Origin of the sequence: Gluconacetobacter liquefaciens (assembly GCF_003350405.1) — a bacterium.
GTDB classification, from domain to species: Bacteria; Pseudomonadota; Alphaproteobacteria; order Acetobacterales; family Acetobacteraceae; genus Gluconacetobacter; species Gluconacetobacter liquefaciens.
Genome location: NZ_QQAW01000001.1, coordinates 697,240 through 723,180 on the forward strand (window position 1 = coordinate 697,240; position 25,941 = coordinate 723,180).

The following is a 25,941-nucleotide window of genomic DNA, read 5'->3' on the forward strand; positions in this document are numbered from 1 at the left end:
CCGATCTCCTGACCGAGATTGTTATGACAAGAGGCAGACTGCGCCTGGAATCTTGAGGAACTGCGCGGCCTGAACGCGCGAGGGCGTGTAATGTCCGGCCTCGTGCAGGCAGTTGATGCTGCCGATATTCCGCCCGCCGACGATGACGGGAACATTGATGACCGAGGCGCAGCCGAGCGAATGAATCAGGGCGTGGTCGTTGAAGACTTCGGCGATTTCCGAAATCGTGTTGGCCACGAACGTCTCGTGCCGTTCAAGGACGATGGTAGACCATTTCCCCGGGCTGAGCGGCTTGGTGCCCGATACGGGATAGGCATCGGGCATGTTGGTATAGCGGCGCTCGGAAACGCCCTTTTCCAGATCATAGGCCGTGATGGTGAACAGCTTGACCCCCACCGCCTGGTCCGCGAGCGTGTGCAGGGCATGAAACATGCCGGCGGGTTGTTCGCACCCGTTCTGCATTGCTGGAATGAAGATATCGTCCAGTTGTTCGGACATGATCTATCCCTCGCCGGTCGGATGATGATCCGGCCGGTGTGTTTATTGATATAGCCTTCGCACTGTCCCTTTTTGGGAAAGTGTCGCGATGTTACTTGCGTGCCATGACTATGCATCGCTCCGTTTTCGGGAGCGGGTTATTGCCACGACATCGGTGACGGGCGTGACATGCCCATCCTCGGCGAACACATCCATCGTGCAGGTGTGCAGGACGGAGGCGGGTTGCATGGTATGGTTCCAGACCGAATGCTTGTGCGTCGACTGGAAATGCGCTGAATCGCCCGCACGAAGGATCGCGCGGTGGCCGGCGACTTCCAGGGTGATTTCCCCGGCCAGCACGAAGAAGATTTCCTCGCCCTCATGACTGACGGGTGCATCGCGAAAGCCGGGCGGCTTATGGATGATCACGCTGCGCAGGATATTTCCCTGGAAGGGAACGGACAGGCGTTCGTATCGGACCGCCGTATGGGTCGATGGGTCCAGCGACCGTTCATGACGTTCTTCGCCTGCATCCTTTTCCAGCCGGAAGTTGGAAAAGAAATCGTTGGTGTCGATGCCGAGAGCCTGGCCGATCGACAGCAGGGATGTCAGGGACGGGACGGTGATGCCGCGTTCAACCTGCGAGATGAAGCCTACGGAAAAACCCGCTGCGCCGGCGACATCTTTCAGGGTCAGGCCACGCTCCTGGCGCACGGCACGCAGCCTTTGCCCCAGTGGGGCAAGGCCGTCCGCCTGCGCTAGTCGAGAGGTGCGTGAACCCTGTTGAGACATCGCAAATCTTACCATACCCAGTTCGTTCCGAGATACGATTGAAGTATTCCTTCAAACTGTCAATCAGAATTTTAGCTGGGGTGAAATTTTGTCCGTGAGGCGGGGTAAAGTCGGGTAATGGTCTTCTCTCTCATGGCGTGTTGCTGTCATGGCGCGCTGGTGAGGGGAGGTGGCAGCGATCGGCCCACTCATGGATCACGACGGCGAACAGGATGGTTGCCAGGTCGGCCGACGCGGTGGAAAGAAGATGTTGGCCACCGAACGGGCTGACGGTGGCGGGAACAGACCGGCCCGTGAAATAGACGAAGATCCAGCCAGCATGGCGCTGGTCGTGATGCAGGGTGACGCGTTCATCGCGTGTGAAGCGCAAGGCCAGCATGATCGTTGAGAGTCCGAGCAGCATGGGCAGCAGCCATCGCAGGGTCGGCCAGTCTGTCCAGAGTACAACCAATGTTGCGATGGCGAATGCGAGCGGAGAAAGCAGGGCAAAGCCTCTGACGCGGAACGGGCGCTCCATGTCGGGATGGTTGCGACGCAGAGCGGCGGCGCGGACCGGCGCGAAGGCGTAACTGAGCATGAGGGTGGAGGACACGACGGAAATCAGGGCCTGCCAGGACGGAAAGGGCAGTGTCCAGAACAGGGCGGCAATCAGGGCCGCTTATGAGGCTCCGGCCATGATCTGACGGGTTTACGCCGCTGACCGATGCCCCGAAATGGCAGCGGATCGGGGTAGAGGCCAGATCTGTTCTCGCTGGCGCATCATGCCAAGCGGTGGATAATATGAGCTTGCGTTCCGATCGAGCTTTTGTGGGCCTTATCGAAGGCCCAGCACGTCTTCCATGCTGTAAAGACCGGGTGGGCGGCCGTGCAGCCATCGTGCGGCGCGGATGGCGCCAGTGGCGTAGATGCGGCGGTCGAACGCGCGGTGGGTCAGGGCGATCTGTTCGCTGGCGGACGTGAAGAGCATCGTATGTTCGCCCACGATCTGGCCGCCGCGAAGGGCGGCGAAGCCGATCGCATCCGCCTGACGGGGGCCGGTATGGCCGGTGCGGCCGGATTCCATATGGCTGGGCAGGTCGATATTGCGCCCGTCGGCGACGGCCTGGCCGATGGCGAGTGCCGTGCCGGACGGGGCATCGACCTTCTGCCGGTGGTGCATTTCCAGGATTTCGGCATCGTAGATCGAAGACGGCAATACTGCTGCCATCTGTCGGGCCAGCCGGGTGACCAGGGTGACGCCGGGCGAGTAATTGGCGGCCTGGACCACGGGGATTAAGCGGGCGGCGGTGGCGACGGCATCCTGGTCCGCTTGCGACAGGCCGGTGGTGCCCAGCACCCAGCCGGTGCCGGCTTTGGCCAGGGCGGCGGCATGGGCCTGGATGGTGACGGCATGAGTGAAGTCGATCACCACGTCGCATCGCGGGGCCAGGTCGTCGAGCGTGGCGAACAGGTGGTCGTCGGTTTGCCGGTCGCGGCTGGTGCCGCCCGCGAGGAGGGCGCCGGCGGCCGTGACTTCTTCGCGCAGCAGGCGGCCCATGCGCCCGTTGATGCCGGCGATGCCGATGCGGATCGTCTCTGTCGTCATGTCATGCTCCGGCATGGGAGTGGGGAAGGGGGGCATCGGGATGCCGGAGGTCAGGCGAACCGGCTGGGGCGGTAATCGGACAGCCAGTCGATGGGGACGCCGTTCAGTACTTCCATGGCGACGCATTGCCCCATGATCGGTGCCTGCGTCATGCCGCTATGCATGACGGCGACGTAGACGTTGGGATCGCTGGATGATGGGCCTACGATCGGGTGCCCGTCGAGTGGCAGTACCCTGTGGCCTAGGGTCATGAATTCGAGCGGCAGGGGCGGCAGGTGCGGGAAGAAGTTCCGGACTTTCGCCAGGAATTTCTCGCCGGTGGCGCCATCGGCAGGAGTGTCGCCGCTATCGCCGAAATTGGAGCCGGTGACCAGCCGCCCGTCGGGATTCTGCTTGATGTCACAGCCCGGTGGCATCACGACCTGTCCGAACAGGGGACGAAGCGGCTCGGTGTGGGCCAGGACGCCTCGTGATTCCTTGAGGGGGGTCTTCAACCCCGCCGTGGCCGCCATCGGCGGCGTATCGTTGCCCATGCAGAGCACCACATGATCGGCGCGGATCAGACCCTTGCTGGTCTGTACGCCCGTGACGCGCCCGCCCGTGCGGTCCAGGCCCAGCACGTTCGTGCCCATGGCGAGGCGGGCGCCCTTTCTGGCGGCTGCGGCGACCAGGGTTTCGGCGGCGGCGACCGGGTCTACCGTGCCGTCGATATCCGATTTCCACGCGATGGCGCAGGGACCGGTCCGCACGCCCGGCAAGAGGGCCTCGACTTCCGACCTGTTGATCGCGCGGATGGGATAACCCCAGCCTTCGAGCCGGCGGATAATATCCTGGGTTTCGGCTACCGCATTTTTCTCGTCGGCATGCCAGGAGATGCCGCCGCCCCACTGGATAGCGAGATCCTGACCGATTTCCTGCTGGAGGCGGCGCCAGCCCAGGATGCCGAGCATGTTCAATGTGTAATAAGAGTAGGGCTTCTTGTTGAACGCATTGAGCCACGCAAAGGATTTGGCCGTGGTTTCCTGCCCTGGGCCGGCACGGTTGACGATTGTGACGTCGGCGCCGTAGGCGGCGAGGTGATAGCCGACCGATGCGCCGATGATGCCTGCTCCGACAACGACTACGGATTTGCGGGGCGGCGCGGCAAAGGCGGACGGCGCGGCGGTGCTGGCGAGACCCATCAGGAGGTGGCGTCTTTTCAAGAGCATGAGATGGTTCCTGTTCTGTTCGGATGGTTTGCGGGGATCAGCGTTTGCCTGAAGCTGGCACGGCGTGGCCGAGCGGATGCATGAGCCGGTTGGCCCAGCCGAAGATCGCGACCGCGTGGATGAGGTCGATGATATCCGCCTCGGACAGGCCGGCGTCGCGCAGGGCCAGGATTTGAGCGGGCGTGGCGGAGGATGGTGTAGACGAGAGGGAGCGGGCGAACGCCCAGATCGCCTGGCTGCGTTGGGAAAGCAGGTCCGGGCGATCATGCCACAGGGCGGTGACCGCATCGTCGCTGTGGGTCAGGTCGGTGAGGCGGCGGGCATGGACCATGGCGCAGTAGGGGCAGCCATTCACCAGCGATGCGCCGAGGGCGCCCAGTTCGCGATCCGCGCGTGGCAGACCGCCGGGTGCGTACATGATCGCGTTGAACAGGATCGTTCGGGCCAGATAGCTTTCCGGATCGTGGGCGAGCGTGCGGACATAGGGCGAGACCCCGATGGATGACGGGGTGACCTGCATCGCCTCGCGCTGCCTGGGGGCGGCCTGCGTGACGTCGACCGGCTCGATATAGGGAACCCAGTCCAGGGGCTTGACGCGGATTCTGCCGGACATCGTTCAGTCTTTCAGCAGGCGCAGGCCGGCGGTCACGCGGCATTGGTAATTAACGAACGCGATCAGCTCGGACAACGCGACGATCTGGGGGTTGGACAGGCCGACCTGGACCAGGGCCGCGATGTCCGCCTGCGAGGCGGACGGGTTGTGTGTGGTCACAAGGTCCGCCTGCCGCGCAATCGTGGACAGGGGGGACGGAAGGGCGGAGGCCCCGTCGGCCAGGGCCCGGGTGTCCGCGTCGGCATCCGTGTCGGCGAGGATCGCCCGGTAGGACGCGGCCAGTGCCGCGTCGGCATTGAGCGTCGCTATGCGGCAGGCCAAGGCGAGGCGCAGCGCCGGCCCGAGGCCATGATCGTCCGCAGGGGTCAGCACGGCATGGCGGCAGGCCTCCGAGCCGGTGACGAATTCGGCTCTTGCCCGGCGACGGGCGAAGAGCGGATCGTCTTCGACGAGCCCGACCGCGGCATCTATGGCGTCCATCATATCGGATGACTTTCCTGGTTTCAGGCTGCGGACAGGGGGGTGTCGGTCCATTCGTCGCCCATCAGTTCCGGGTCGTTGAAGGCTACGAGGCCGTCGTAGTGAAGGGCACGGTCCTCCACGAACAGGGATTCGGCAATGTGACGGACCAGCCGTTCCGCACCGTCGCTGATGGCGGGGATATCGCCGCTGACCTTTCCATGTGACAGGGTCGCCGGATAGCAGAAACAATGAACGAACCGTATGGATGGACAATCGCCCGGCATTTTTTCGAGAAATTCGAAGCCTTTTCCGAGATCGGGCGAATTGTCGAGTTCCGCGTAGCGTATGCCGGAGGACATGTCTTGCGGTGCCGGTGTGAAGCGGTCTTTCCAGAGGCGGATATGCGATGCGATGGCGGACAGTTCTGGCCGTTGTGACAGGTCTGCTGAAAAGCCCGTTGCCGCAATGATATAATCCGTATCCAGCCGGCCGCGTGACGTTTCGATACGGACGCCGTCGCCTTGGGGGGTGACGGATTCGAGGCTGCACCCGAGATGGAAGAAGGCATTGGGCCGGCGCGAGACCCGCAGGACGCTGGCACGGGGCGGAGGGGTCTGCGCGTCTAGCACGCAATCCATGAAGCGCCATTTCCAGCCGTCAGGCAGGGCCTGGAAACCCAGCACGACGCCCATGCTGCCGATGCCGGTGAATTTGTTGACGCGCGGCATGGCCAGTCGCCTCAGCAGGATATCGACGCGGCGCGCGCCGGCCTCCAGCGCGGTCGCGGCATTGTCCATGGCCGACGCACCTGCGCCGATGACGGTGACATCCCGGCCGCGGAGTGCTGCGAAGTCGATCCTGTCAGCAGAATGGGCCCACGCATGATGGGGCAGGGCAGCGATGACCGGCGGCACGTAAGGACCGCCAAGCCCGTCGCGCCCGGTTGCCAGGACGAGGCGCCGGCACAGGATCGTCTCGGGCCGGCCGGCCGAGAGGATGCGCAGGGCCAGCAGGCCGTCTTCGCGGAAGGTGATGCCGTCGAGCGCGGTTTCGTTGCGGACCGTGATTTCGAGGATTTCACGAAGCCAGATCAGGTACTCCATCCAGAGTGTGGTTGGAATCCTGTCCAGTTCCTCCCATCTCTCCTGTCCGAAGCGATATTCGTACCAGGCCCGGAATGTGAGGCTGGCGAGGCCCATGCAGGGACCGGAGAGGGATTTCGGCGAACGCAGCGTTTCCATGCGCGCGTAGGTCGCCCACGGACCTTCGTGGCCGGCGGGAGCGCGGTCGAGGACGATATGGTTGTCGATACCGCAGCGGCGCAGCGAGGCGGAGACCGTCAGGCCCGCCATGCCCGCACCGACGACCACGACGTCGATGACCCGCTGGCCGTCCGCCGAGCGTGACGGGACCCATGGGCGCGTGGGGACATCGAGCCATTGCTGATCCTGCCTGACGCGTTCGTTCAGCCGTTCCAGTCCGCCCGGGATGTCTGCGAGGTCGGGGTATGACATTTGGTATCCTCTTACGGAGACAGACCAATATCACATTATAACGGAATCGGAACGCATTGTGGTAGGTCAGTAATCTTTCCAATGGGTAATCGTATGATGAATTTTTCTCCTTCGAAACAAAACGAATACGATACGATTATGCTGGAAAGTATGGGAGGATCGACGGGCGAAAGCGTCGTGACAGAAGGGCTGGCGCCGAATGGGCGTGACGCCGATGGAAGAGGGCGGAGGGATCGTCAACTGGACGTTGGCCGGGCGGGACTGACGAAGCGGTTGCGGGAATTCTTTTCATGGTACCCGTAGAAACAATATCGGATCTTTCTCCATATATGTTTTGTTGCTTAATCGAACTGAGGTAGGCTTTGCCGTGTATCAGGTCTGGTTCCTTGCGAAATGAGACAATGGTTGCCGTAGAGTGCGATCTGTTGGCTGGCGAATGTCGCGTCGTACGGCGAAAGAGGCGAAAGAGACAGAGCAGAATGAAACGTCAGGCACTTTTCTCGACGGCTCTTGCCGTTGTACTTCCGGCGGTCATGGTGTCCGAAAGCTTTGCCGCGACCGGCACGGACAGCAAGGCCGCGCGTGCGGCGAAGAGCAGGGCCGTCGCATCGGCACACAGCCGGTTGGCTGCGCAGCCTGTGTCTGCCGTGACCCCGGCACCCGTTCCCGCCACCATCGTCGCGCCTGTGACGATACCGGTGCGCAATGGCGGGGGCGATGGGGACGAGCAGGTGATCGTGACGGGCACGCGCGATCCGCATGCGAAGGCGCGTGACAGTATCAGCCCCGTGGTCGTGATTTCGGCGGCGCAACTCAAATCCACCGGCCAGGCCGACCTGCGCGATGCGTTGACTACGCTGATCCCGTCCCTGACCAGACAGACTGTCGGCACCGGCACTGCAAACACCATTGATTCGATCAACATGCGTGGCCTGACATCGAACCAGACGCTGATTCTGGTCGATGGCAAGCGCCGGCATACGACATCGACCGTCTATTATGCGCCGGGCCCGCAGCAGGGGACCACGCCGGTCGATATCGACATGATCCCGGTTTCGGAAATTGACCATATCGAGGTTCTGGAGGACGGCGCGGCCGCGCAGTACGGATCGGATGCCATCGCGGGTGTCATCAACGTCATTCTGTCGCACCGTAATCACGGTATCCAGATGTCGGCTAACAATGGTGGCTATTACAAGGGGGATGGCTTCACCTCGAAGGATTATATCGGCGGAGCCTTCGAACTGCCCAATGGCGGTTTCTTTAACCTGGGCGCGGATTTCAAGTTTCAGGACCATGCCATCCGAGGTGGGTGGGACAAGCGCACGAACAAATATGACAACCCGATCATGAGCATACCGCGTGCGATTCAGGTCGTGCTCGGCTACAATATGGAATACAATATCAACAAAGACCTGACGCTGTATTCCTTCTCGACCTTTGGCCACAAGGTTGCCGATGCGCTGCAGAATTTCCGGACCGGCGTGGATGTGTCGGGGGCGACCTTCCCGACGCTCTTCCCCAATGGTTATGTTCCGATCATCCAGACCGATGAAACTGATTACGGCGTGACGGTCGGCTTCAAGGGCAAAGCGTTCCTGGGTTTCGATTTCGACTTCTCGACGACCTATGGAGGCAATCATAACGATGTGAATATCGCCAATACGGGCAGCCAGAGCTATCTGGAGACCTATGGCTATACGCCGACGGAGTTCCACCAGACCGCCTATACGACCACGCAGTGGACGAACAACCTCGATTTCCGCCGGAGCTTCGATACAGGTGTGCTGGCGGGGCCGCTCAACTTCTCGATCGGTGCTGAATATCGCTATGAGACCTACAAGATTGGTGCCGGCGACTACAACGCCTATTATATATCGGGCGCCCAGGGACAGCATGCGATTCCGCCGGGCCTGGCCAGCACGTCGAACCGAGACGTGACGGCGGGTTATATCGATGTCGGGACTGAGCTGCTGAAGGGATGGAAGCTCGACCTTGCTGGCCGATTCGAGCATTATACGGACGTGGGAAACACCGAGATTGGCAAGGTGTCGACCCGGTATGACGTGAATAAATATTTCGCCTTCCGTGGCACCGTCAGCAGCGGGTTTCGCGCGCCGACGCTGGCAGAGCAATATTTCTCCAGCCTGACGGAATCGCCGACATCGGCTTCCGGCGTTCTCGGTGTGAATTCGCCCGGCGCCAAGCTGTTGGGAGCCCGGCCGTTGAAGCCCGAACGATCGACCAGCTACAGTGCCGGTATCATTCTGAATCCCATCAAGAACATGCATATTTCTCTGGATGCCTATCAGATCGATATCCGCGATCGCATCGTCATCGGCGGGGTTTATGGTGGTGCATTGGCGATCCAGGCCATGAACCTGTCCGGGCTGTATTTTCCCTCGACCTCGGCGACCGCGACCGCGCAATATGAGACGAACGGGGCGTCGACCCGTACGCGTGGACTGGATATTACCGCGACCTATCTGACCAATCTGGGCCGCTATGGCCGGATCAACTGGGATGCGGCGGTCAATTTCAACCAGACCAATATTACCCATGTCGGTGAGGATCTGAACGGGAATACGCTGCTGAATGCCCAGCAGCGGTCGTTTCTGACCTCTTACATGCCGCGCAACAAGCTGATTTTCGGTGGTCGCTGGACTTGGGGGAAGCTGGATTTCACGGTGCATGAAACCCGCTATGGCCGGACGACATCCAACAATACTTATTGGAACGACGTGCCGAGCTCGATGATCAATTCGGTTTCGCACTTCCTGCGCTGGGTCCAGACACCACGTTTTCAGACGGATCTGGCCATCGGCTATCAGGTGACGCCGCGCCTGCATGCCACGCTTGGCGGCAACAATATCGGCAATGCCTATCCGCGCAAGGTGCCTTACCAGGTGCAGTATCTCGGCTCGGAAATCTACAACATGGATGTCCAGCAGATGGGGCTGTTCGGCGGCTACTACTATATGCAACTGGACCTTACCCTCTGACGGGTTGGGAAATATCCTGAACGACCGGGGGATACCGCGTTGGTGAACATGCCGAAGAAGACCATGTCGATCGGTCTTTCGATCCGGTATCTGGGGTATCATGCAGCCGGGTGGCGACATCCGGCCGCTGACCCCGGAGGCAGCACGAGCTTTCGTCATTTCGCGACGGTCGCGCGCCTGGCGGAAGAAAGCTGTTTCGACATGCTGTTCCTTGCCGACGGAATCGGCGTGCGGGTGACGGATACGCCGCCCGGCTCCCTGACCCAATCTTCGCAGGTGGCGGATTTCGAACCGCTTACGCTGCTGTCGGCACTATCGGCGGTGACCGAACGGATCGGCCTGGTGGCCACGGCCTCCACCACCTATAACGAGCCGTTTCATATCGCGCGGAAATATGCCTCGCTGGACCGAATCAGCGATGGCCGCGCCGGATGGAACATCGTGACCTCTTGGTCGGATGCGGAAGCGCGTAATTTCGGACGCGACAGGCATCTCGATTATGATACCCGTTATGACCGGGCGCTGGAATGCGCCGAGGTGGTCAAGGGTTTATGGGATTCGTGGAGCGCGGATGCTTTGGTCGGCGACAAGGAGGGCGCGCGCTTCCTTGACCCGCTCGGGCTGCATGTCCTGAACCATGAAGGGCCGCATTTTCGCGTGCGCGGCCCGCTCGACGTGCCGCGCAGTCCGCAGGGGCGGCCCATCATGGTGCAGGCAGGAGCCAGTGATGCCGGGATCGAACTGGCTGGGCGGAATGCGGAGGTAATCTATGCCCTGCCGCGCTCGCTGGCCGAGGCGCAGGCCTATTCGGAAAAATTGCGCGTGGCGCTGGAACGGCATGGCCGACGCCGCGAGGATTTACGGATACTGGCCGGTGTTACCCTCTTTGTCGGGCGGACCGAGGCGGAAGCACGCGCGCGATATGACGCGATGCGGGATCTGATCCCGCCGGAACTCGGCCTGTCCTATCTCTATGCGCAACTGGGCGACCTGTCGGGTTATCCTCTGGACGGGCCGGTGCCGGAACCGCAGGATCCGATGGTCAAGAGCATCGCGCGCGCTCTGGTCGACCAGGCGCATCGCGAGAACATGACCATCCGCGACCTGTATTCCCTGATTGCTTCCGGGTTCGGCTCGCATGTGCTGATCGGTACGCCGGAGAGCATCGTGGATACGATGGAGGCATGGTTCTCGTGCGGGGCGGTGGACGGGTTCAATCTCTGTCCGGCTCTGCTGCCGCTCAGTCTGCAGGAATTTACCGACCTGATCCTGCCGGAATTGCGTCGGCGGGGGCTGTTCCGAACGCATTACGAGGGCACGACCCTGAGAGAGCATCTGCGCCTGCCTCTGCCGGCCAGCCGTTATGGCGATCCGGTTGTTCCCACCGTCGTGGAGCCGATGTCATGACATGTGTGATCGTGGGGGAGACGGACGGTATTGCGCCGTTCCAGGCCCGCTTTCCCCAGGCGCGGCATCTGTCCGCCACAGAGCAGCCGGTCTGGCATGCTGAGCCGGAGCGGCTCTGGGTCCAGTCGGAAGAGCAGGTCGGGACGGTGCCGTTCGCGCGGCTGGTGGTGGTAGGCGAGGCCGCGCTGCTGTGCGCGGCGCTGGGATGCCAGATGGGGAGGGCAGGACCGCTGACCGATGCGAACCATCAGACCAGCCGGCGGGGGATTTTCTTTCTGCCGGGGCGGCCCGACGAGGCGGCCGTGGAGCGGATCGCGATTACGATCGCGCATGACCTGCCACCGTTTGTGGAGCGGGAGCCGCCTGGGCCTGTTGGGGCGGTAGCGCGCCTGGAACCGCTGGCGGTGGCCATGGTGCTGGGGCAGCCGGAGACGACGGCGCGTGATGCGGAATTGCTCGGGCAGGTCGCGCTGACCGGCCCGATCGCTTTCTGTGCGCCGGTGAAACTGGCCGCGCTGGCGGCGATCGGCGCGGAGCGGCCAGCCCCCTATCCTATTCAGATGGACCAGGAGGGCGCATGAGCCAGGATACCGAACTGATCGTCATCGGCGGCGGCCTCCAGGGGCTTTCGACTGCGTTCTGGGCCGCGCGGGCCGGGCTGCGGGTGACGGTGGTGGAGAAGAGCATGCCGGGCCGTCATGCCTCGGGGTTCTCCGCCGGCGGGGTGCGGACGCTGGGGCGGGCGCTGCCCGAAATTCCGCTGGCGTTGGCGGCTCTCGACCTCTGGTACGATCTTCCGACGTTGCTGGATGACGATGGCGGCTTCGTGCCCTCGGCGCAGGTGCGTATCGCGGAAAACGACGCCGATATGCGCAGTCTGCGGGAGCGGGTGGCGGTGACCGACGCGCTGGGCTGGACCCATGAAGTTCTGCTGGACGAGGCGGAGGTGAAAACGTTGCTTCCGGCCGTGGCACCGCATGTCGTCGGCGGATTGGTGTGTCGCAGGGATGGGTTTGCGGACCCGATGCGGACGACGCGGGCGTTCCTGAGAGCCGCCACCCGCGCGGGTGCCGTGGTGCGCGTCGGAGCCGGTGTGGCGGGGTTGGAGCGCGTGCAGGGAGGATGGCGCGTCACGCTGGAGGATGGCAGCCACCTGGGCGCGCCGCGGATCGTGAACGCGGCGGGCGCGTGGGGCAGACGGATTGCCCGAATGGTGGGGGATGATTTCCCGCTCGGGTTCAATGCGCTCATGATGATGTTTACCGCGCCGCTGCCGCCCTTCATCACGCAGGTGGCGTTGGCGACGGGGCGCCCGCTGTCGTTCAAGCAGGTCGCGTCGGGCCATGTCATGATCGGTGGTGGCCCCAAGGGAGTGGCGGATCTCGATACCGGGCTGACGACGCTGGATGTCACACGGCTGGCGGCATCGGCGCGCACGGCGCTGGAACTGTTCCCGGTCCTGAAGGATGTGGCCATCCTGCATGCCTGGGCGGGGATTGAAGCCATCATGCCGGATGAGATTCCCGTGATCGGGCGGTCGTCGCGGGCGGAAGGGATCGTGCATCTGTGCGGTTTCTCCGGCCACGGTTTCGCGCTCTCGCCCCTGACAGGGCGGATCGCGGCCGATCTGGTGCTGGGCCGGGAGTCCCCTTATCCGATCGAGGCGTTTTCGCCCGATCGCTTCGTGCCGGGCGTGGACACGGACCGGCCGTCAGGCACGATGCTTCAGCCAGCCGGCTAGAGGATTTCCACCGAAAACCGGTTCGGTGGAAATGTTCTGGATTGTTGTTTTTGCAAGCATATTCACCTGTTTGCATGCACGCCTGCAAACAGGATCTGCTCCAGGGTGAAGGGCGCGCCATGATCAGCAGGCGAAACCGGGCCGTGATTGGCTCCATTGCGGGCAATGCGCTCGAATGGTACGATTTCATGGTCTTTTCCTATCTCGTGCCGGTCATCAGTGCCGTTTTCTTCGGCGGCGCGGGGCAGCGGGCCGTGCTTTTCACGACGATCCTGTTCGGCATGGGCTTTCTGACCCGGCCGCTGGGCGGGGTGGTGCTTGGCCTGTTCGCCGACCGGCACGGCACCGGTAGCGCGATGGTGCTGGGCATGAGCGTCATGGCGGTTTCGATGCTGCTGATCGCCTGCGCGCCGGGGTGGCATACGGCTGGGCTGGTGGGGGCTGGAATCGTCGTTGTTGCCCGCCTGTTACAGGGATTTTCGGCAGGGGCCGAATTTGCGACCTCGACGTCGTTCCTGATCGAGGAGGCGCCGCCCGGCCGGCGGGGCTTTTACGGATCGTGGCAGATGGTCGGGCAGGCCGCGGCCCAGATCCTGGGCAGCGGGGTCGGGTTCATGCTGGCCACGGCGCTCAGCCCGGAGATGCTGGTTGCATGGGGGTGGCGGCTGCCTTTCGCGTTCGGGCTGGTCATCCTGCCGGCGATTCTGGTCCTGCGCCGGAACGGGCAGGACACCGAGCCGCGCCCGGCCCGGGACACGTTACAGGGCAGTGCGGCGCGCTTTCTGCGCGACCTGCGACGGCAGAAGGGGCGGGCGCTGTCGGTGGCCGGGCTGGTCGGCGGCACGTCGGCGACCCTATACATCCTGTATGGCTACAACATCACATTTGCCACGCGAACATTGCATCTGCCGATCCGGATGGTCTTTTTCATTACCATGGCTGCCGCGGTCGTGATGGTGCCCTTTATTCTACTGGCCGGATGCCTGGGCGATCGGTTCGGGGGGCGGCGGGTGCTGTTCGTATCCCTGATCGGGTTGCTTATTGCCATTATCCCGCTCTCCGCGTTCCTGGTCGCCGGGCCATCGGTGGGACGGCTGCTGATCATGCAGGTCGGGCTGGCGGTGTTTTCGGGCCTGTTCCTGGGGGCGTACAGCACGGTTGTGACCGAAGTATTCGAGCCGGGATCACGGACCACGGTGCTGGCGACGGTGCATAACATGACGGTCATGCTGGTGGGTGGCACGTCGCAGACGATCGTGACCTGGCTGCTCGCTGTGACCGGATCCGCGATGGCCAGCGGGCTGTATGTCGCGATGGCGGTTCTGGGGGCGGCGCTGGGGGCCGGCTGGTTGGCGGTGGAACGCAGGCCCGCGCGACGCATGGCCCTGTCCGGTGCGGAGCCGGTACCGGTGCATGTCTGACGCGATGCGGGGCGCGGAGGCGATGCGCCGGCTATTGCTTCGATGGGTGCTCCTGCTGGGAGGGTCGATGGCTCTGGCCGAGTTGTTGCGCCGGATCGGTCTTCCCGCTTCGGCGATGCTCGGCCCCATGATCTGCGGCATCGTCGCCGGGGTGACCGGGCAGGGGTTGCGGCTGCCCGGTCCGGTCTTTCCGCTGGCCCTTGGGGTGGTGGGGTGCCTGATTGCCACGAGCCTGCCGCTGTCCGTCCTGGCCAGTATCCTCGACAAGGGGCCGGTCTTTTTCGCCGGGGTCGTGTCCATCGTGCTGGTGAGTGCCGCCGCCGGTTTCGTGCTGGCGCGGACCGGGGTGCTTCCGGGAACGACGGCGCTATGGGGATCGTCGCCGGGGGCGGCGACGCCGATGACGATCATGTCCGCCAGCTATGGCGCGGATATGCGGCTTGTCGCCTTCATGCAATATCTGCGTGTGATCTTCGTATCGGGAAGTGCCGCAGCCGTTACAAGGTTTTTCGCGGTGGCCTCGGCCGGGCAAGACGCGCTGGTGCGATCGGTGCCGCGAGCGGAAGGGGGGGGCGGGGGCGATCGGCGGCACGCTACTGACCATCGTGGTGTCGACGGTCCTTGCCCAGAAATTCCGGATTCCCGCTGGAGTGCTGATGGTGCCGCTTGTCGTGGGCGCGACGTTGCAGGATACGGGGCTGCTGACTATCGCCCTGCCCGAATGGGTGCGCGTGCCGGCCTATACCGCGCTGGGATGGGGAATTGGCCTGCGTTTCACGCCCCAGATCGTGCGGCATGCGTTGCGTGCCTCGCCCTGGGTTATCCTGTCCACCCTGCTGGTCATCGGCGCGTCGGGCGTGGTGGCGTGGCTGCTCGTATTGTGCGGCGAAACGGACCCGCTTTCTGCCTGGCTGTCGTGTAGTCCGGGGGGAGAGGATACGATCGCCATCATCGCCTCCACGACGCCAGGGGTGGATATGTCGTTCGTGATGGCGATGCAGACGGTGCGTTTCGTGCTGGTTCTGTTCACCGGGCCAGGGCTTGCGCGGTGGCTTAGCCGCTGGATTCCATCTGCTGACGATCCCAGCATCCACCCGTCTCTTTCGAAAGCCGATGCTTCATGATCCGCTGGCTGGGGGTTCGTTCAAAATCCTCGACGAAGGCGATGTAGCGGGGGCGCTGGAAGCGGGGCAGGCGGGTCTGAAGCCAGGCTGCCAGTGCCGCCGGATCGAGGGTCTGGTTTTCGCGGACCTGCACGAAGATCTTGATATCCTGCTCGCCGATCTCGGCTGCCACGCCGACCAGGGCGCACTCTTTGACCAGCGGATGGCCGTTGACCACATGTTCGACTTCCCAGGCCGAGACGTTCTCGCCCCGGACGCGGACATTGTCGCTCAGGCGTCCATGAAACCACAGGAATCCATCCTGATCGAGCGAACCGAGATCGCCGGTATGGAGCATGCCGTCGCGCAGGGCCTTTGCCGTGGCTTCGGGATTGCGGAAATACCCGGGAGTCAGGGCGCCTGCGTCGGTGCTGGCGGCGACGATCTCGCCGCGTTCGCCGCAGGGCACGGGGCGGCCCCTCGCGTCGCGGATGGAGACGGACATCCACGGCAGAGGGCGCCCGACAGAGCCCGTCACGCCGTCCGCATTGCAGGTCACGAACGAGGAGGTCTCGGTCATGCCGTAGCATTCGCGGATGCGCAGGTTGAAACGGTCCTGGACCGCGGCCCAGATATTGGGCGGACAGCCGCCGCCCCAGGCGATCCGGACGCGATGGGCGTGCTCGGCGGGTCCGGGGGGCTGGCGCAGGAGAAGCTGGAGAATGCCGCCCAGGTAATGGATATGCGTGGCGCCCGCCGCCGCCACCTGCGCCCAGAAGCGGCTGGCGCTGAAACGGGCCACCAGATGAAGCGAGACCCGCGCGAGCGACGGCAGGACCAGGAGTTGCGATCCGCCGATATGGTAGAACGGTTCCCAGACGAAGAGCACGTCGTCGTCATGGACGTCCGCCACGCGGGCCGCTCCTTCGCCTGCGACGCGGAACATGTGGTGGGTGACCTGCACCCCTTTGGGTAAGCCGGTCGTGCCGGAGGTGTAGCTGAGCGCGAACAGGGCGTGGCCGGGCGGTGGGGCAGGCAGTAAGGCGGGGGCGCCGGTAGCGAACAAGGCCTCCCAGGAGGCATCGCCGCGCGCGATCATCAGTACGGGCAGGGAGGCCCCGCAGTCCGCCAGGGCAGTCAGGCAGTCGGTTTCGGCCAGGATGGCCGAGGGGGCGCTGTGCGTGAGGATATGGGCCAGGCCTGTCCCCAGGAACTGGACGTTGACTGGTACCCAGACCAGGCCGGCCCGTGCCAGGGCGAAGATCAGTGCGATCGTGTCGGGATCGTTGCGCAGCATCAGGGCAACGCGGTCGCCCGGCTGTAGCCCGGCATCAAGGAGGCGTCGGGCGATCTGGCCGGAGCGGGTAGCGAGGTCCGCGAAGGTCAGGGTATCGCCTTGCTCCATGCGGGCGAAGATCCGGTCCGGCTCGCGCGCAGCCGTTTCCATGAAGCGCGGGATGAAGCCTTCATCGGGGTTCATGGTCGGGGCCTGTCTTGCGGCGGGAGAGAAACTGGCCGGCCATTTCTTCCGGCTCGCCGCTTTCGTAGGAGGCGCGGTGGATGCGTTTTCCGGCGGCGATTACCTCGCGGAATCCCGTTTCGGTGGCTTCGCGTAGGCGGCGCTTGTTGGCCGCCATCGCGCCGCGCGGCAGGGCAGCCAGTTCCGTCGCCAGGGCGAGGGCTTCCGGCAGGACCGCATCCTGCGGCACAAGGCGGCTGACCAGTCCCATGGCCTGGGCTTCGGCAGCGGGTACCATGCGGCCGGTCAGCATCAGGTCGATAGTGTGGGCTCGCCCGATGATGGGCTCCATGATCCAGGGGCCGGTGACGCTGGCGATCCCGGCCTTGATCTCCGGCTGGCCCATCGTGACGCCGGGATGGGCGATGCGCAGATCGCACAACAGCGCCACCTGAAAGGCCGAGCCCGCCGCCAGACCGTTCAACGCCGCGATCAGCGGCTTTGTCATGGCCCGTAGCGCGTCGTACAGTCGGAACCATTCCTCCAGCCATGCCTCGACCCTGGCGGGTGAGAAATCCTTCGATTCCGCGAGGTCCTGTCCGGCACCGAAGGCGCGGGTGCCGGCACCGGTCAGGACGACCGCGCCGATGGCCGGGTCCGCCTCGGCCTCGGTCAGCGCGGCGACCAGGGCGTCGCGCATCGGGCTGTGCCACGCATTGAGGATGCGGGGGCGGTTGAGGGTGATGACCGCGATATCGCCCTCATGGCGGGTCAGGATGAATAGGTCTTCCATCGGCCTCTTCCTGGTTGGGGCGGGTGGCGCGCAGTGTGTGCGTCAGCGGGTCAGCGCGGTAGCGATGATCTCGACGCGGATATCGGGCAGCGCCAGCTTGACTTCGCCGCAACAGCGGGCGGGGGCGCGGCCGGGTACGATCCAGGCGTCATAGACCTCGTTCATGGCCTTGAAATCCTCCATCGAGGACAGCCAGATCGTGACGCTCAGCAGGCGGTCCTTGCCGCTGCCTGCCTCGGCCAGGATCTGTTCGATCGCGGCCAGGATCTGGCGGGTCTGGCCGGCGGCGTCCTGGCTGCGGTCGGCAGCCGTGTGCCCGGCCACGTGGACCATGCCGTTTGCCACCACGGCGCGCGAGCGGCGGTGATTGGTATCGATATAGAGAATGTCGCTCAATTTCGTGTTCCTTCGTATCCGTTGAAATGCAGTGTGCCCGGCGCCAGAGTGCCCAGGCCGCCATAGGCGGCGCTCTCCGCGCAGATCCAGCGGATGAAGGCGGAGATGGCCGGGTCGTGCGCCTTCTCTACCGGCGTGACGACGTAGTAGGCGCCGCGCGAGCGGATCGTTTCCTGCGAGACGACGCAGAGCGTGCCTTCTGCGAGTTCGCGCTCCACGAAGATGGTGGGCGCGAGGGCTACGCCGATTCCGGCCATCGCGGCCTCGATCGTCGCGTTGAACTGGTCGAAGACGTGCCCTTTGAAGGAGGCAGCGCCGGTGACGTTGACCTGCGCGAACCAGAAATCCCACAGGGCTGGGCGCGTGGTGAGCTGGATGAGGCTGGCGCGGGCCAGGTCCTCCGACGTCCGGATATCCGCCGCGTCGCGGTAGGCGGGGCTGCAGACCGGCACGATCGTTTCGTCGAAGAGGTGGTGGAGCTGGCCGTCCGGCCAGACGGGCGCGCCGTAATGCACGGCGATGTCGCAGTCGGACCCGTCGAAGCTGAAGGGTTCGAACACTGTGGTGATGTTGACCTTGAGCTGCGGACACTGCGCCATCAGACGCGGCAGGCGGGGGATCAGCCATCGGGAGGAAAAGGTGGAGAACATATGCAGGCTGAGCGTGTTCTCGCCGTCGCCCGAGGACAGCACGCGGTAGGTGGTGCCGGCGATCTGTTCGAGGATCGAGATTACGGACGGCAGAATCAACTTGGCCTGGCGCGTCATGATCAGGCGCTTGCGGCGTCTGTCGAACAGCGAAACGCCCAGCGTCATCTCCATGTTGCGGATCTGCTTGCTGATCGCGCCCTGAGTCAGGCTCAGTTCCTCGGCGGCGGCGCTGAAATTCTGATGCCTGGCCGCTGCCTCGAACGCGACGAGTTCGGGCACCGACGGCATCAGGCGGCGGGGAAGGAGCATGTCGGCCTCCTTGTGATCTTGCGGCTCAGACTCAGCAGGGCTGCCGCCCAGGCGACGGCAACGGCGTAATCGAGGCAGAGGAGCGTTGGCCTGTCCGCCACCCGCGCCATGATCATGGCGACCAGGGTAGCGCCGCAGGTCTGGCCCATGATCCGTGAAAGTGCGATCATACCACTGGCGCTGGCGCTGCGGTCGTGGGGGGCGGCGAGGACGATCGCGCGGTTGTTCGGCGACACGAACATGGCGAAGCCCACTCCCGCCAGGGCGAAACGCCACATGATGTCGAAATCGCCGGCATCCAGGGGCGTCATCCGGACCATTAGAAAACCGAAACCGTTGATGGCCAGCCCGATCGACGACAGCGTTCCTGCCGGGACCCGGTCGGAGAGCCAGCCGACGAGCGGACCCATTGCGACCATGGAGGCGGGCCATGCGGTGATCAGCAGTCCGGTCGTGACCGGTGAGCGACCGAACAGGCCGGTCAGGGAAAACGGGATCGAGATCATGAAGAAGTTCGCCGCCGTATAGCCCAGGAAGCAGGTCGCGGCCCCGATGGAAAAGGCGGGGCGGGCCAGCAGGTCCACCGGCATCAGCGGGGTGGCGTGGTCTTTCTGGCGGGCCAGCAGCAACCCTCCTGCCGTTGCTCCCAGCAGGACGAGCAGGGCACCGCCCGATGCCCATTCGTTGCGGGCGAGAAAGTCGCTACCGGTGAGAATGAGGCAGAACGCCGCCATGTTCAGGAGGATCGACAGTGGGTCGATCAGCCGCTGGACCGGCGGAGTGGCGGGAAGGCGGGCCTTGCACAGGGCGAACACGAGCGCACCGGCCGGCAGATTGAACAGGAACAGCCAGCGCCACGATCCGGTGCAGTAGAGGATTGCCGCTGCGACGGAAGGGCCGAGTGCGACGCTGAGCGCCGTTGTGAGTGAATTGAGCGCGAGGCAGTGGCCGAGGCGGGCTGGGGGGCAGACCATCCGGATCAGCGCGGTATTGACCGCCATGATCGCGGCGCCCCCCGCGCCCTGTACGCCGCGAGCGAAGGCGAGGGTGACGATGTGGTGCGACAGGGCGCATAGCAGGGAGCCTCCCATCAGCACCGTCAGCCCGCCCAGGCAGACTTTTTTGGCGCCGATCCGCTCCGCGACTGCCGCGAGCGGCAGCAGCAGCATGCAATTGACGAGTTGGTAGGCGTTGACGACCCAGATGGAGACCGACGCGGAGGCGTGCAGGTCGGCCCCGATGGTCGGGAGGGCGATATTGGCAACCGCGTAATCGAGCACGGCCAGCAGGATCGCCAGCAGGATCGCCAGAAGCGCCCCCCGATCTATGGCGAGGGGGCTGTCATGGTCCGGGGCTGCCGTCGCGATCACGTGCATGGGTCGGTCAAAGACGAAAACGGAGAAACCGGGCGGGGTCATAGCAGGCAGCTTCGGGGACGGGGACGCCGGTGACCATCCGCCCGATCAATTCTGCGGTCCAGGGGGCGCTGACCAGCCCCAGGTGGCCGTGGCCAGTGGCATAGAACACGCCGCGTACCCTGGGGGACGGTCCGATCACGGGCAGGCAGTCCGGCGTGGAGGGGCGGTTGCCCATCCAGTGCCTGACGGTGCGGAAGCCCCCGATCTTCATGAGCGGCATGCCCTCGCGCAGGCAGTCGAGAAGAATGCGGGCCCGGCGCCAGTCAGGCGGGGCTCCGTCGGGAGCGAATTCGACCTGTCCGGCGGCGCGCAGGCCGCCCTTCATAGGCGTAATGCCGAATTTGAGGTCGGACATCATGACTGGAATGGCGGGTTCGTCGGCCACGTCTGGAAGCTGGACGTGATAGCCGCGCTCGCTGACCAGCGGGATGGTATCGCCGAGCATCGCGCCCAGCGACCGGGAGCCCATGCCGGCGGCGACGACGACACCGTCGCAATCCACGATGTCGCCGGGCGTCCGGATGGCGCGTACCTGCCCGGTCTCGACCACGAAGCCGTCGACATGACCAGTGGCGAAGCGGACGCCCTGTTCACGTGCCAGGGTGGCCAGGGCCGCGACATAGCCGCCCGGATCGGCGCAATGGGCGCCGTCGGGCAGCAGGGCGCCGAAGGCGTATTGCGGGCCGAGGCCGGGACAGGCGGCCTCGAGCGCTGCACGGTCGAGTGTCTGCCAGCGCACGCCGTTCTCGCGCCGGAGCTGCCAGCCGAAGGCATCGGCTTCGTACGCCGCCTCATCGGGGTAGACGATCACTAGGCCCTTGCGCTGGATCAGATCGGGCACGCCGGCTTCCGCCGCCAGCGTGGCGTGGCGGTCCGGCGCGTCCGCCAGGAACGGCCGCAGGGCGGAGGCGATGGCGCGGGCACGGGCGGGCGTGGCGCCGCAGGCGACGAAGCGCAGCAGCCATAGCCAAATATGCGGCAGGGATGAGGGGCGCAGGCGCAACGGGCCCCGGGCATCCAGCAGGTAGCCCGGGACCTTCTTCCACATGCCGGGCATGGAGATCGGCACCACGGAACCCGGGCTCAACCATCCGGCATTGCCGTAGCTGGTGGCGTTTTCCGACCCCGGCGCGTCGGTGGACAGGAGGGTGACGTCATGGCCCTGGCGGCGCAGGTGCAGTGCCGTCGTCACGCCCACTGCGCCTGCTCCGATGACGACCTGCCGCGAGCCGTGCGCGACGGAGGTGGACGTGTCTGGCATCACGCTTTTCCCATATGGAAATGTTTGAGAAATTCCCGTGTTCGTTCCTCACGCGGGTCTTCGATGACTTGCCGCGCAGGACCTGATTCCACGATAGAGCCATCGGCCATGAAGACGACGGTGTCGGCCACGTCGCGCGCGTAGGACATTTCGTGCGTGACCACGATCTGGGTCATGCCGGCCTGGGCGAGGTCGCGCATCACGCTCAGGATTTCCGCCACGCGTTGCGGGTCGAGCGCGGAGGTCGCTTCGTCGAACAGCATGACCTTTGGTTCCATTGCCAGCGAGCGGGCGATGGCCACCCGCTGCTTCTGGCCACCGGACAGGCGCTCGGGCATCGCGTCGGAGAAGCTGTCCATCCCCATGCGTTCCAGCAGGGGGCGGGCGATCCGTTCGGCTTCGTCGCGCGATTGGCCACGAACGAATCGGGGACCGGACATCACGTTTTCCAGAACTGTCATGTGCGGAAACAGGTTGAAGGACTGGAAGACCATTCCGGCTTCGGCACGGAAGGCAGCCATGGCTTTCGCGCGGTGGCGGGAGGCGGTGGCGCCAAAGCGCATCGTGCTGCCGTCGATCGTGATCGAGCCGGAATCGGGAGTTTCCAGAAGATTGACACAGCGGAGCAGGGTGGATTTTCCCGATCCGCTGGGGCCGATCAGGGCGAGGACCTTCCCTTTGGGCACGCCCAGCGAGATGTCTCTGAGGACGTCGCGCCGGCCGAAACGCTTGGAGACGTTCACGATGTCGATCATCAGAGGTTCCCTAGCCATGACGGCGGCGCTCCAGCAGGCGCGCGCCCTGTGTCAGCGGAAACAGGATCAGGAAATAGATGACGGCGATCGTGGTGTAGACCTCCAGCGGCTTGTAGGTGGCGGAGGCAACCATCTGCCCCTGATAGACCAGGTCGGGAACGGTCACGACCGAGATCAGCGACGTGTTCTTCAATTGCAGCACCACCTGGCTAACCAGCGGGGCGGTCATGCGCCGCAGGGCCTGCGGAACGATGACCCGGCGCATCATCGTGAAGGGGGGCATGCCCAACGCCGCTGCGGCGTCCCACTGGCCGCGGTCGATCGAATCCAGCCCCGCGCGGAAAATTTCGCTGTAGAATGCCGCGCCGTAGAGCGACAGGGCCAGCAGCGCCGCCGTAGCGGGTGCCAGGCTGATCCCCAGTACGATTGGAAGTGCGTAGTAGCACCACACCAGTTGCACGAGTGCCGGCGTGCAGCGGAAGATTTCGACCACCGCGCCGGCGGGGATGGAGAGGATTTTCCAGCCGCTGCGCCGCGCCAGAGTCAGCAGCAGGCCCGCGACCATGCCGACAATCGCGCTCGCGACGGTAAAGCCCAGCGTATATTCAAGGCCGATCCGGAATAGTGACCAGTATTGGAGGATCGGGCCGAAATCCCATTTATAGGTCATGTGGCCTTCCGCATCGGATCAGAATTCCAGACCGGGGGGGAGCGATGCCGGATCGACATTGCTGGCACGCAGCGCCTTGAACATCCATTCCTGCACGATGCCTTCCGAGCGGTTGTAGAGTAGCCAGTTATTGACGAAAGTCAGGAAACGCGGGTCGGACGAAACGGGTACTCCGATACAGGTCGGCTGATGCACCACCGGTTGCGGCAGGATCAGGTCGCCCACGCCCGGATTGCGTGCGTGCATCACCGCGGCGATCACGACCACCTGCACGACGCAGTCCGCGCGGCCGGCCTGGAGTGCCATGATAGCGTCGGTCGGGGACTGGACCGCGACGGGGGTGCAGTGGGGCAGGGCGCGTCGGACGAAGATGTCGTGCGACGAGCCGGTATCGAAGGCGACGCGGATCTCGGGTTTGTCGAGATCTTCCCATTTTCCGACGGGAAGACCCTTCTTTGCGATCACCGTGAAGGCGTTGTTGATGGCGATGTCGCTGAACTGGATCTGGAGCGCTCGCGCCGGCGTGGGGCTGAGGGCGAACATGACGTCGATCTTGCCGGTCTGGAGATCCATGACCGACGTACCCCACTCGGCCTCGACGATCTCCGGTGTGGCGCCTAGGGCCGAGGCCATATCCTTGACCATGTCGATGCAGGCGCCGGCCCAGCCGCCGCCCAGCAGGTCCTTGTGGAAAAAGGGTTCGGCCCCCGGAATGGCCGCTGTGCGGAGCTTGCCCGAGGCCTTGATGCGCTCGATCGCTCCCCCCGCCTCCTGGGCGCGTGCCGGACGCAGATCCGGAAAGGACGTGGCGACGGCGAAGCCACCCAGGGCCAGAACCGATGTAAAGGCTCGACGTGTTGTCACTTCTGGATCTCCCCGCCATCAGGCGAACCGTTAACAATAGAGATCGACTTTAGGGGGGTGGACGACACCGTAAAGCCGAAATCGGCCCGGCTACGCCTGTCACCCCCTGCCTGTCGTCAGACGATCTGGTTCTTCAGGGGCGTTCCGGCTTCCAGCGCCGCGATGTTCGTCATCAGGATGTCGACGACGTTGCGCTCGTAGAATTGCGTCTCGCCGGCCGCATGCGGCGTGACGAACACATTGTCCATCGACCACAGGGGAGAGGTGGCGGGGAGGGGTTCCTCGACGAACGTGTCGAGTGCCGCGCCGGCGATCTGCCCGGATTGCAGGGCCGCGACCATGGCGACCTCATCGACGACCTTGCCGCGCGCGACATTGATCAGCATCGCGTCCGGGCGCATGGCGGCGAAGGCTTCCGCGCCCATGAGGCCGAAGGTCTCGGGCGTCAGTGGGCAGGTCAGGATCACCACGTCGGCCTGCGGCAGGGTGGCCAGGAAATCGCGCTGCGAGATGACTCTCACGCCTTCGGGCTGCGTTTCGGGAACCGAGCGGCGCATCGCGATGACGTTCATGCCGAATGCCGAGCAAAGCCGGGCGACGCGGGCGCCTATTCCGCCGAAGCCGACGATCAGCACGGTCTTGCTGTCGAGTTCCTGCAGACGGTCCTTCGGATTGCTGCTGGTGGGGCGCCAGTATGCGTTCTTCTGGTCGTCGCGGGCTTCGTAGAGGCGGCGTGACAGGGCGAGCAGCAGGCCGAGCGCGTGGTCCGAAACGGCGTTCGCGTTCACGCCCTGGGCGCTGCACAGATGGACGCCGCGCTCGCGGAACAGGGCATGATCGTAATGATCGACGCCGGCGCTGACCGACTGCACCAGCTTGAGTTTGGGAGCCCAGTCGAGAATGTGGTTTTTCCAGAGCATGGACACGACCAGAACCTCGGCATCGCCGATCACCGCCTCAAGATCCTTGAGGTTGGTCACCTGGGTGCAGGGCGGCGGATCGGGGCGGCGTTCCATCTCCCCCTTCAGGTCGTAATGCGCGTGTGCGACACAGACGTTGGGTTGTGCGCCGGTCCATGGTTTTGTCATGCTTCATTTCCATCCGTTACAGGAGAAAAAGAGGGGAAAAAACCGCCCCCCAACCATCGTCTTTTTCCTAGGATGAAATATATTATTACTTTATCGGAATGAGAAGGAAAAACACCTCTGGCATATATTCCATTTTGGAATGATCTGGGCTTGCCTAGAATAGGCCGCGATAGTCCCCGCCATCGACCAGCAGGCTCTGGGCCGTGATGAAGCCGGCCTTGTGCGAGCAGAAGAATGCGACGGTCGCCGCGATTTCGTCGACGTCGCCGAACCTTTTCGCGGGGTTTCCGGCGGCACGTTCTGCCCAGATGCTATCGTAGCTGCGCCCGGTCAGGTGCGACAGGTCGCGGACATGGGCATGTTGCGCGGCCGAATCTATAATGCCCGGCAGCACGTTGTTGATCGTGACGTTTCGCGCGATCACCTGCCGGGCCAGGCCCGACGAGAAGGCGACCAGTCCGGATCGCGCAGCGTTGGAAAGTGCCATTTCCGCCTGGGGATTCTTCACACTGCGGGATACGATGTTGACGATGCGACCGAAGCCACGTTCGCTCATGCCGTCGACTGTCAGGCGGATCATCTCGATCGGGGCCAGCATCATCATGTCGACGCCTGCGATCCAGTGGGCACGGTCCCAGTCGCGGAAATCACCCGGTGGCATGCCGCCGCCGTTATTGACCAGGATGTCGGGTGCGGGGCAGGAATCGAACACCCGCCGGCGGTCGTCGTCGCGCGTCAGGTCGGCCGCGACGGGCGTGGCTTCCCGCCCGGTTTGCGCGCGTACCAGCGATGCGGTTTCTTCCAGCGTCTTCGGGTCACGTGCCACAAGCGTGACGGAGGCGCCTTCAGTCGCCAGTGTCAGGGCTATCGCCCGGCCCATGCCTCGGCTCGCGCCGCATACGATCGCCTGTCGGCCTTCAAGTCCCAGATCCATGTCCTGCCTCTCCCGAAAA

At 64.3% G+C, this 25,941-nt stretch carries 25 protein-coding genes and 1 pseudogene; 7 read left to right on the forward strand and 19 right to left on the reverse strand.

The features are described from left to right. Positions 1–21 precede the first annotated feature (21 nt). The 8 genes from C7453_RS03080 to C7453_RS03115 all read right to left on the reverse strand — a co-directional run bounded on the left by C7453_RS03080 (position 22) and on the right by C7453_RS03115 (position 6,651). Positions 22–498, reverse strand: coding sequence for a GAF domain-containing protein (locus C7453_RS03080; RefSeq protein WP_211311011.1), 477 nt, complete (start codon positions 496–498; stop codon positions 22–24). 108 nt (positions 499–606) lie between these two features. Continuing rightward, positions 607–1,269, reverse strand: a complete 663-nt coding sequence (locus tag C7453_RS19585; RefSeq protein ID WP_147280860.1) for a helix-turn-helix domain-containing protein — start codon at positions 1,267–1,269, stop codon at positions 607–609. A gap of 130 nt (positions 1,270–1,399) precedes the next feature. Beyond that, positions 1,400–1,861, reverse strand: a complete 462-nt coding sequence (locus tag C7453_RS03090; protein WP_141289167.1) for a hypothetical protein — start codon at positions 1,859–1,861, stop codon at positions 1,400–1,402. 222 nt (positions 1,862–2,083) lie between these two features. Next, positions 2,084–2,854, reverse strand: a complete 771-nt coding sequence (dapB, locus tag C7453_RS03095) for a 4-hydroxy-tetrahydrodipicolinate reductase (protein WP_114725852.1) — start codon at positions 2,852–2,854, stop codon at positions 2,084–2,086. Positions 2,855–2,904: 50 nt separating this feature from the next. Further along, positions 2,905–4,062 (reverse strand): NAD(P)/FAD-dependent oxidoreductase, encoded by a 1,158-nt coding sequence (locus C7453_RS03100; protein ID WP_114725854.1) that lies wholly within the window; start codon positions 4,060–4,062, stop codon positions 2,905–2,907. Positions 4,063–4,099: 37 nt separating this feature from the next. Continuing rightward, the gene (locus C7453_RS03105; RefSeq protein ID WP_114725856.1) at positions 4,100–4,675 is read right to left on the reverse strand and encodes a peroxidase-related enzyme; all 576 of its coding nucleotides are present in this window, start codon (positions 4,673–4,675) and stop codon (positions 4,100–4,102) included. Between the two features lie 3 nt (positions 4,676–4,678). Then, a complete protein-coding gene (locus C7453_RS03110) occupies positions 4,679–5,158 on the reverse strand; it encodes a CMD domain-containing protein (protein WP_114725858.1) in 480 nt (159 codons plus the stop codon). A gap of 20 nt (positions 5,159–5,178) precedes the next feature. Continuing rightward, positions 5,179–6,651, reverse strand: coding sequence for an NAD(P)-binding domain-containing protein (locus C7453_RS03115; RefSeq protein WP_114725860.1), 1,473 nt, complete (start codon positions 6,649–6,651; stop codon positions 5,179–5,181). Between the two features lie 479 nt (positions 6,652–7,130). Here C7453_RS03115 and C7453_RS03120 point away from each other — a divergent pair, with 479 nt between their 5' ends. From C7453_RS03120 to C7453_RS19265, 7 genes and pseudogenes are all read left to right on the forward strand, one after another. Next, entirely contained in the window at positions 7,131–9,653 is a 2,523-nt protein-coding gene (locus tag C7453_RS03120; protein ID WP_170143096.1) for a TonB-dependent receptor plug domain-containing protein, read from the forward strand. A 48-nt stretch (positions 9,654–9,701) separates the two neighbouring features. Next, positions 9,702–11,060 (forward strand): LLM class flavin-dependent oxidoreductase, encoded by a 1,359-nt coding sequence (locus tag C7453_RS03125; RefSeq protein WP_114725864.1) that lies wholly within the window; start codon positions 9,702–9,704, stop codon positions 11,058–11,060. Continuing rightward, positions 11,057–11,641 carry a hypothetical protein gene (locus C7453_RS03130; RefSeq protein ID WP_114725866.1) on the forward strand — a complete coding sequence of 195 codons (585 nt, stop codon included), beginning with the start codon at positions 11,057–11,059 and terminating at the stop codon, positions 11,639–11,641. The genes C7453_RS03125 and C7453_RS03130 overlap by 4 nt, the downstream gene beginning before the upstream one ends. Beyond that, the gene (locus tag C7453_RS03135; protein ID WP_114725868.1) at positions 11,638–12,801 is read left to right on the forward strand and encodes an NAD(P)/FAD-dependent oxidoreductase; all 1,164 of its coding nucleotides are present in this window, start codon (positions 11,638–11,640) and stop codon (positions 12,799–12,801) included. Before C7453_RS03130 ends, C7453_RS03135 begins: the two co-directional genes overlap by 4 nt. Before the next feature lie 143 nt (positions 12,802–12,944). Then, on the forward strand, positions 12,945–14,222 hold the full coding sequence (locus tag C7453_RS03140; RefSeq protein WP_170143097.1) for an MFS transporter: 1,278 nt from the start codon (positions 12,945–12,947) through the stop codon (positions 14,220–14,222). A gap of 67 nt (positions 14,223–14,289) precedes the next feature. Then, positions 14,290–14,697: pseudogene (locus C7453_RS19770) on the forward strand (AbrB family transcriptional regulator); the annotation flags it as partial. A 10-nt stretch (positions 14,698–14,707) separates the two neighbouring features. Continuing rightward, positions 14,708–15,346: an AbrB family transcriptional regulator gene (locus C7453_RS19265; protein ID WP_114725872.1), complete on the forward strand. Its 639-nt coding sequence runs from the start codon at positions 14,708–14,710 to the stop codon at positions 15,344–15,346. On the opposite strand, the gene C7453_RS03155 is transcribed toward C7453_RS19265, so the two are convergent. The 11 genes from C7453_RS03155 to C7453_RS03205 all read right to left on the reverse strand — a co-directional run bounded on the left by C7453_RS03155 (position 15,276) and on the right by C7453_RS03205 (position 25,922). Beyond that, positions 15,276–16,805, reverse strand: a complete 1,530-nt coding sequence (locus tag C7453_RS03155; RefSeq protein ID WP_114725874.1) for an AMP-binding protein — start codon at positions 16,803–16,805, stop codon at positions 15,276–15,278. The two genes, C7453_RS19265 and C7453_RS03155, sit on opposite strands and share 71 nt — an antisense overlap. Continuing rightward, on the reverse strand, positions 16,792–17,577 hold the full coding sequence (locus tag C7453_RS03160; RefSeq protein WP_114725876.1) for an enoyl-CoA hydratase/isomerase family protein: 786 nt from the start codon (positions 17,575–17,577) through the stop codon (positions 16,792–16,794). The genes C7453_RS03155 and C7453_RS03160 overlap by 14 nt, the downstream gene beginning before the upstream one ends. A 42-nt stretch (positions 17,578–17,619) precedes the next feature. Beyond that, on the reverse strand, positions 17,620–17,973 hold the full coding sequence (locus tag C7453_RS03165) for a RidA family protein (RefSeq protein ID WP_114725878.1): 354 nt from the start codon (positions 17,971–17,973) through the stop codon (positions 17,620–17,622). Further along, positions 17,970–18,932, reverse strand: a complete 963-nt coding sequence (locus C7453_RS03170; protein WP_114725880.1) for a LysR substrate-binding domain-containing protein — start codon at positions 18,930–18,932, stop codon at positions 17,970–17,972. The genes C7453_RS03165 and C7453_RS03170 overlap by 4 nt, the downstream gene beginning before the upstream one ends. Further along, positions 18,911–20,308: an MFS transporter gene (locus tag C7453_RS03175; protein ID WP_170143099.1), complete on the reverse strand. Its 1,398-nt coding sequence runs from the start codon at positions 20,306–20,308 to the stop codon at positions 18,911–18,913. Before C7453_RS03175 ends, C7453_RS03170 begins: the two co-directional genes overlap by 22 nt. Before the next feature lie 7 nt (positions 20,309–20,315). After that, the gene (locus C7453_RS03180) at positions 20,316–21,611 is read right to left on the reverse strand and encodes an NAD(P)/FAD-dependent oxidoreductase (protein ID WP_114725884.1); all 1,296 of its coding nucleotides are present in this window, start codon (positions 21,609–21,611) and stop codon (positions 20,316–20,318) included. Continuing rightward, the gene (locus tag C7453_RS03185; RefSeq protein ID WP_170143100.1) at positions 21,611–22,366 is read right to left on the reverse strand and encodes an amino acid ABC transporter ATP-binding protein; all 756 of its coding nucleotides are present in this window, start codon (positions 22,364–22,366) and stop codon (positions 21,611–21,613) included. Before C7453_RS03185 ends, C7453_RS03180 begins: the two co-directional genes overlap by 1 nt. 10 nt (positions 22,367–22,376) lie before the next feature. Continuing rightward, positions 22,377–23,036 (reverse strand): amino acid ABC transporter permease, encoded by a 660-nt coding sequence (locus C7453_RS03190; protein WP_114725888.1) that lies wholly within the window; start codon positions 23,034–23,036, stop codon positions 22,377–22,379. 18 nt (positions 23,037–23,054) lie between these two features. After that, a complete protein-coding gene (locus C7453_RS03195) occupies positions 23,055–23,900 on the reverse strand; it encodes a transporter substrate-binding domain-containing protein (protein WP_114725891.1) in 846 nt (281 codons plus the stop codon). A 116-nt stretch (positions 23,901–24,016) separates the two neighbouring features. Then, positions 24,017–24,988: a D-2-hydroxyacid dehydrogenase gene (locus C7453_RS03200; protein WP_114725893.1), complete on the reverse strand. Its 972-nt coding sequence runs from the start codon at positions 24,986–24,988 to the stop codon at positions 24,017–24,019. 154 nt (positions 24,989–25,142) lie between these two features. Continuing rightward, positions 25,143–25,922, reverse strand: coding sequence for an SDR family oxidoreductase (locus tag C7453_RS03205; protein ID WP_114725895.1), 780 nt, complete (start codon positions 25,920–25,922; stop codon positions 25,143–25,145). Between the last annotated feature and the right edge of the window lie 19 nt (positions 25,923–25,941).

Excerpts from the sequence above, each read along its gene's own strand:
- C7453_RS03200 (WP_114725893.1), bottom strand. The coding sequence starts at position 24,988 with ATGACAAAACCATGGACCGGCGCACAACCCAACGTCTGTGTCGCACAC.
- C7453_RS03110 (WP_114725858.1), bottom strand. The coding sequence starts at position 5,158 with ATGATGGACGCCATAGATGCCGCGGTCGGGCTCGTCGAAGACGATCCG.
- C7453_RS03115 (WP_114725860.1), bottom strand. The coding sequence starts at position 6,651 with ATGTCATACCCCGACCTCGCAGACATCCCGGGCGGACTGGAACGGCTG.
- C7453_RS03180 (WP_114725884.1), bottom strand. The coding sequence starts at position 21,611 with ATGCCAGACACGTCCACCTCCGTCGCGCACGGCTCGCGGCAGGTCGTC.
- C7453_RS03205 (WP_114725895.1), bottom strand. The coding sequence starts at position 25,922 with ATGGATCTGGGACTTGAAGGCCGACAGGCGATCGTATGCGGCGCGAGC.
- C7453_RS03120 (WP_170143096.1), top strand. The coding sequence starts at position 7,131 with ATGAAACGTCAGGCACTTTTCTCGACGGCTCTTGCCGTTGTACTTCCG.
- C7453_RS03170 (WP_114725880.1), bottom strand. The coding sequence starts at position 18,932 with ATGCTCCTTCCCCGCCGCCTGATGCCGTCGGTGCCCGAACTCGTCGCG.
- C7453_RS03175 (WP_170143099.1), bottom strand. The coding sequence starts at position 20,308 with ATGCACGTGATCGCGACGGCAGCCCCGGACCATGACAGCCCCCTCGCC.
- C7453_RS03105 (WP_114725856.1), bottom strand. The coding sequence starts at position 4,675 with ATGTCCGGCAGAATCCGCGTCAAGCCCCTGGACTGGGTTCCCTATATC.
- C7453_RS03135 (WP_114725868.1), top strand. The coding sequence starts at position 11,638 with ATGAGCCAGGATACCGAACTGATCGTCATCGGCGGCGGCCTCCAGGGG.
- C7453_RS03185 (WP_170143100.1), bottom strand. The coding sequence starts at position 22,366 with ATGATCGACATCGTGAACGTCTCCAAGCGTTTCGGCCGGCGCGACGTC.
- C7453_RS03125 (WP_114725864.1), top strand. The coding sequence starts at position 9,702 with ATGCCGAAGAAGACCATGTCGATCGGTCTTTCGATCCGGTATCTGGGG.
- C7453_RS19585 (WP_147280860.1), bottom strand. The coding sequence starts at position 1,269 with ATGTCTCAACAGGGTTCACGCACCTCTCGACTAGCGCAGGCGGACGGC.
- C7453_RS03100 (WP_114725854.1), bottom strand. The coding sequence starts at position 4,062 with ATGCTCTTGAAAAGACGCCACCTCCTGATGGGTCTCGCCAGCACCGCC.
- C7453_RS03130 (WP_114725866.1), top strand. The coding sequence starts at position 11,057 with ATGACATGTGTGATCGTGGGGGAGACGGACGGTATTGCGCCGTTCCAG.
- C7453_RS03190 (WP_114725888.1), bottom strand. The coding sequence starts at position 23,036 with ATGACCTATAAATGGGATTTCGGCCCGATCCTCCAATACTGGTCACTA.
- dapB (WP_114725852.1), bottom strand. The coding sequence starts at position 2,854 with ATGACGACAGAGACGATCCGCATCGGCATCGCCGGCATCAACGGGCGC.
- C7453_RS03160 (WP_114725876.1), bottom strand. The coding sequence starts at position 17,577 with ATGGAAGACCTATTCATCCTGACCCGCCATGAGGGCGATATCGCGGTC.
- C7453_RS03080 (WP_211311011.1), bottom strand. The coding sequence starts at position 498 with ATGTCCGAACAACTGGACGATATCTTCATTCCAGCAATGCAGAACGGG.
- C7453_RS03155 (WP_114725874.1), bottom strand. The coding sequence starts at position 16,805 with ATGAACCCCGATGAAGGCTTCATCCCGCGCTTCATGGAAACGGCTGCG.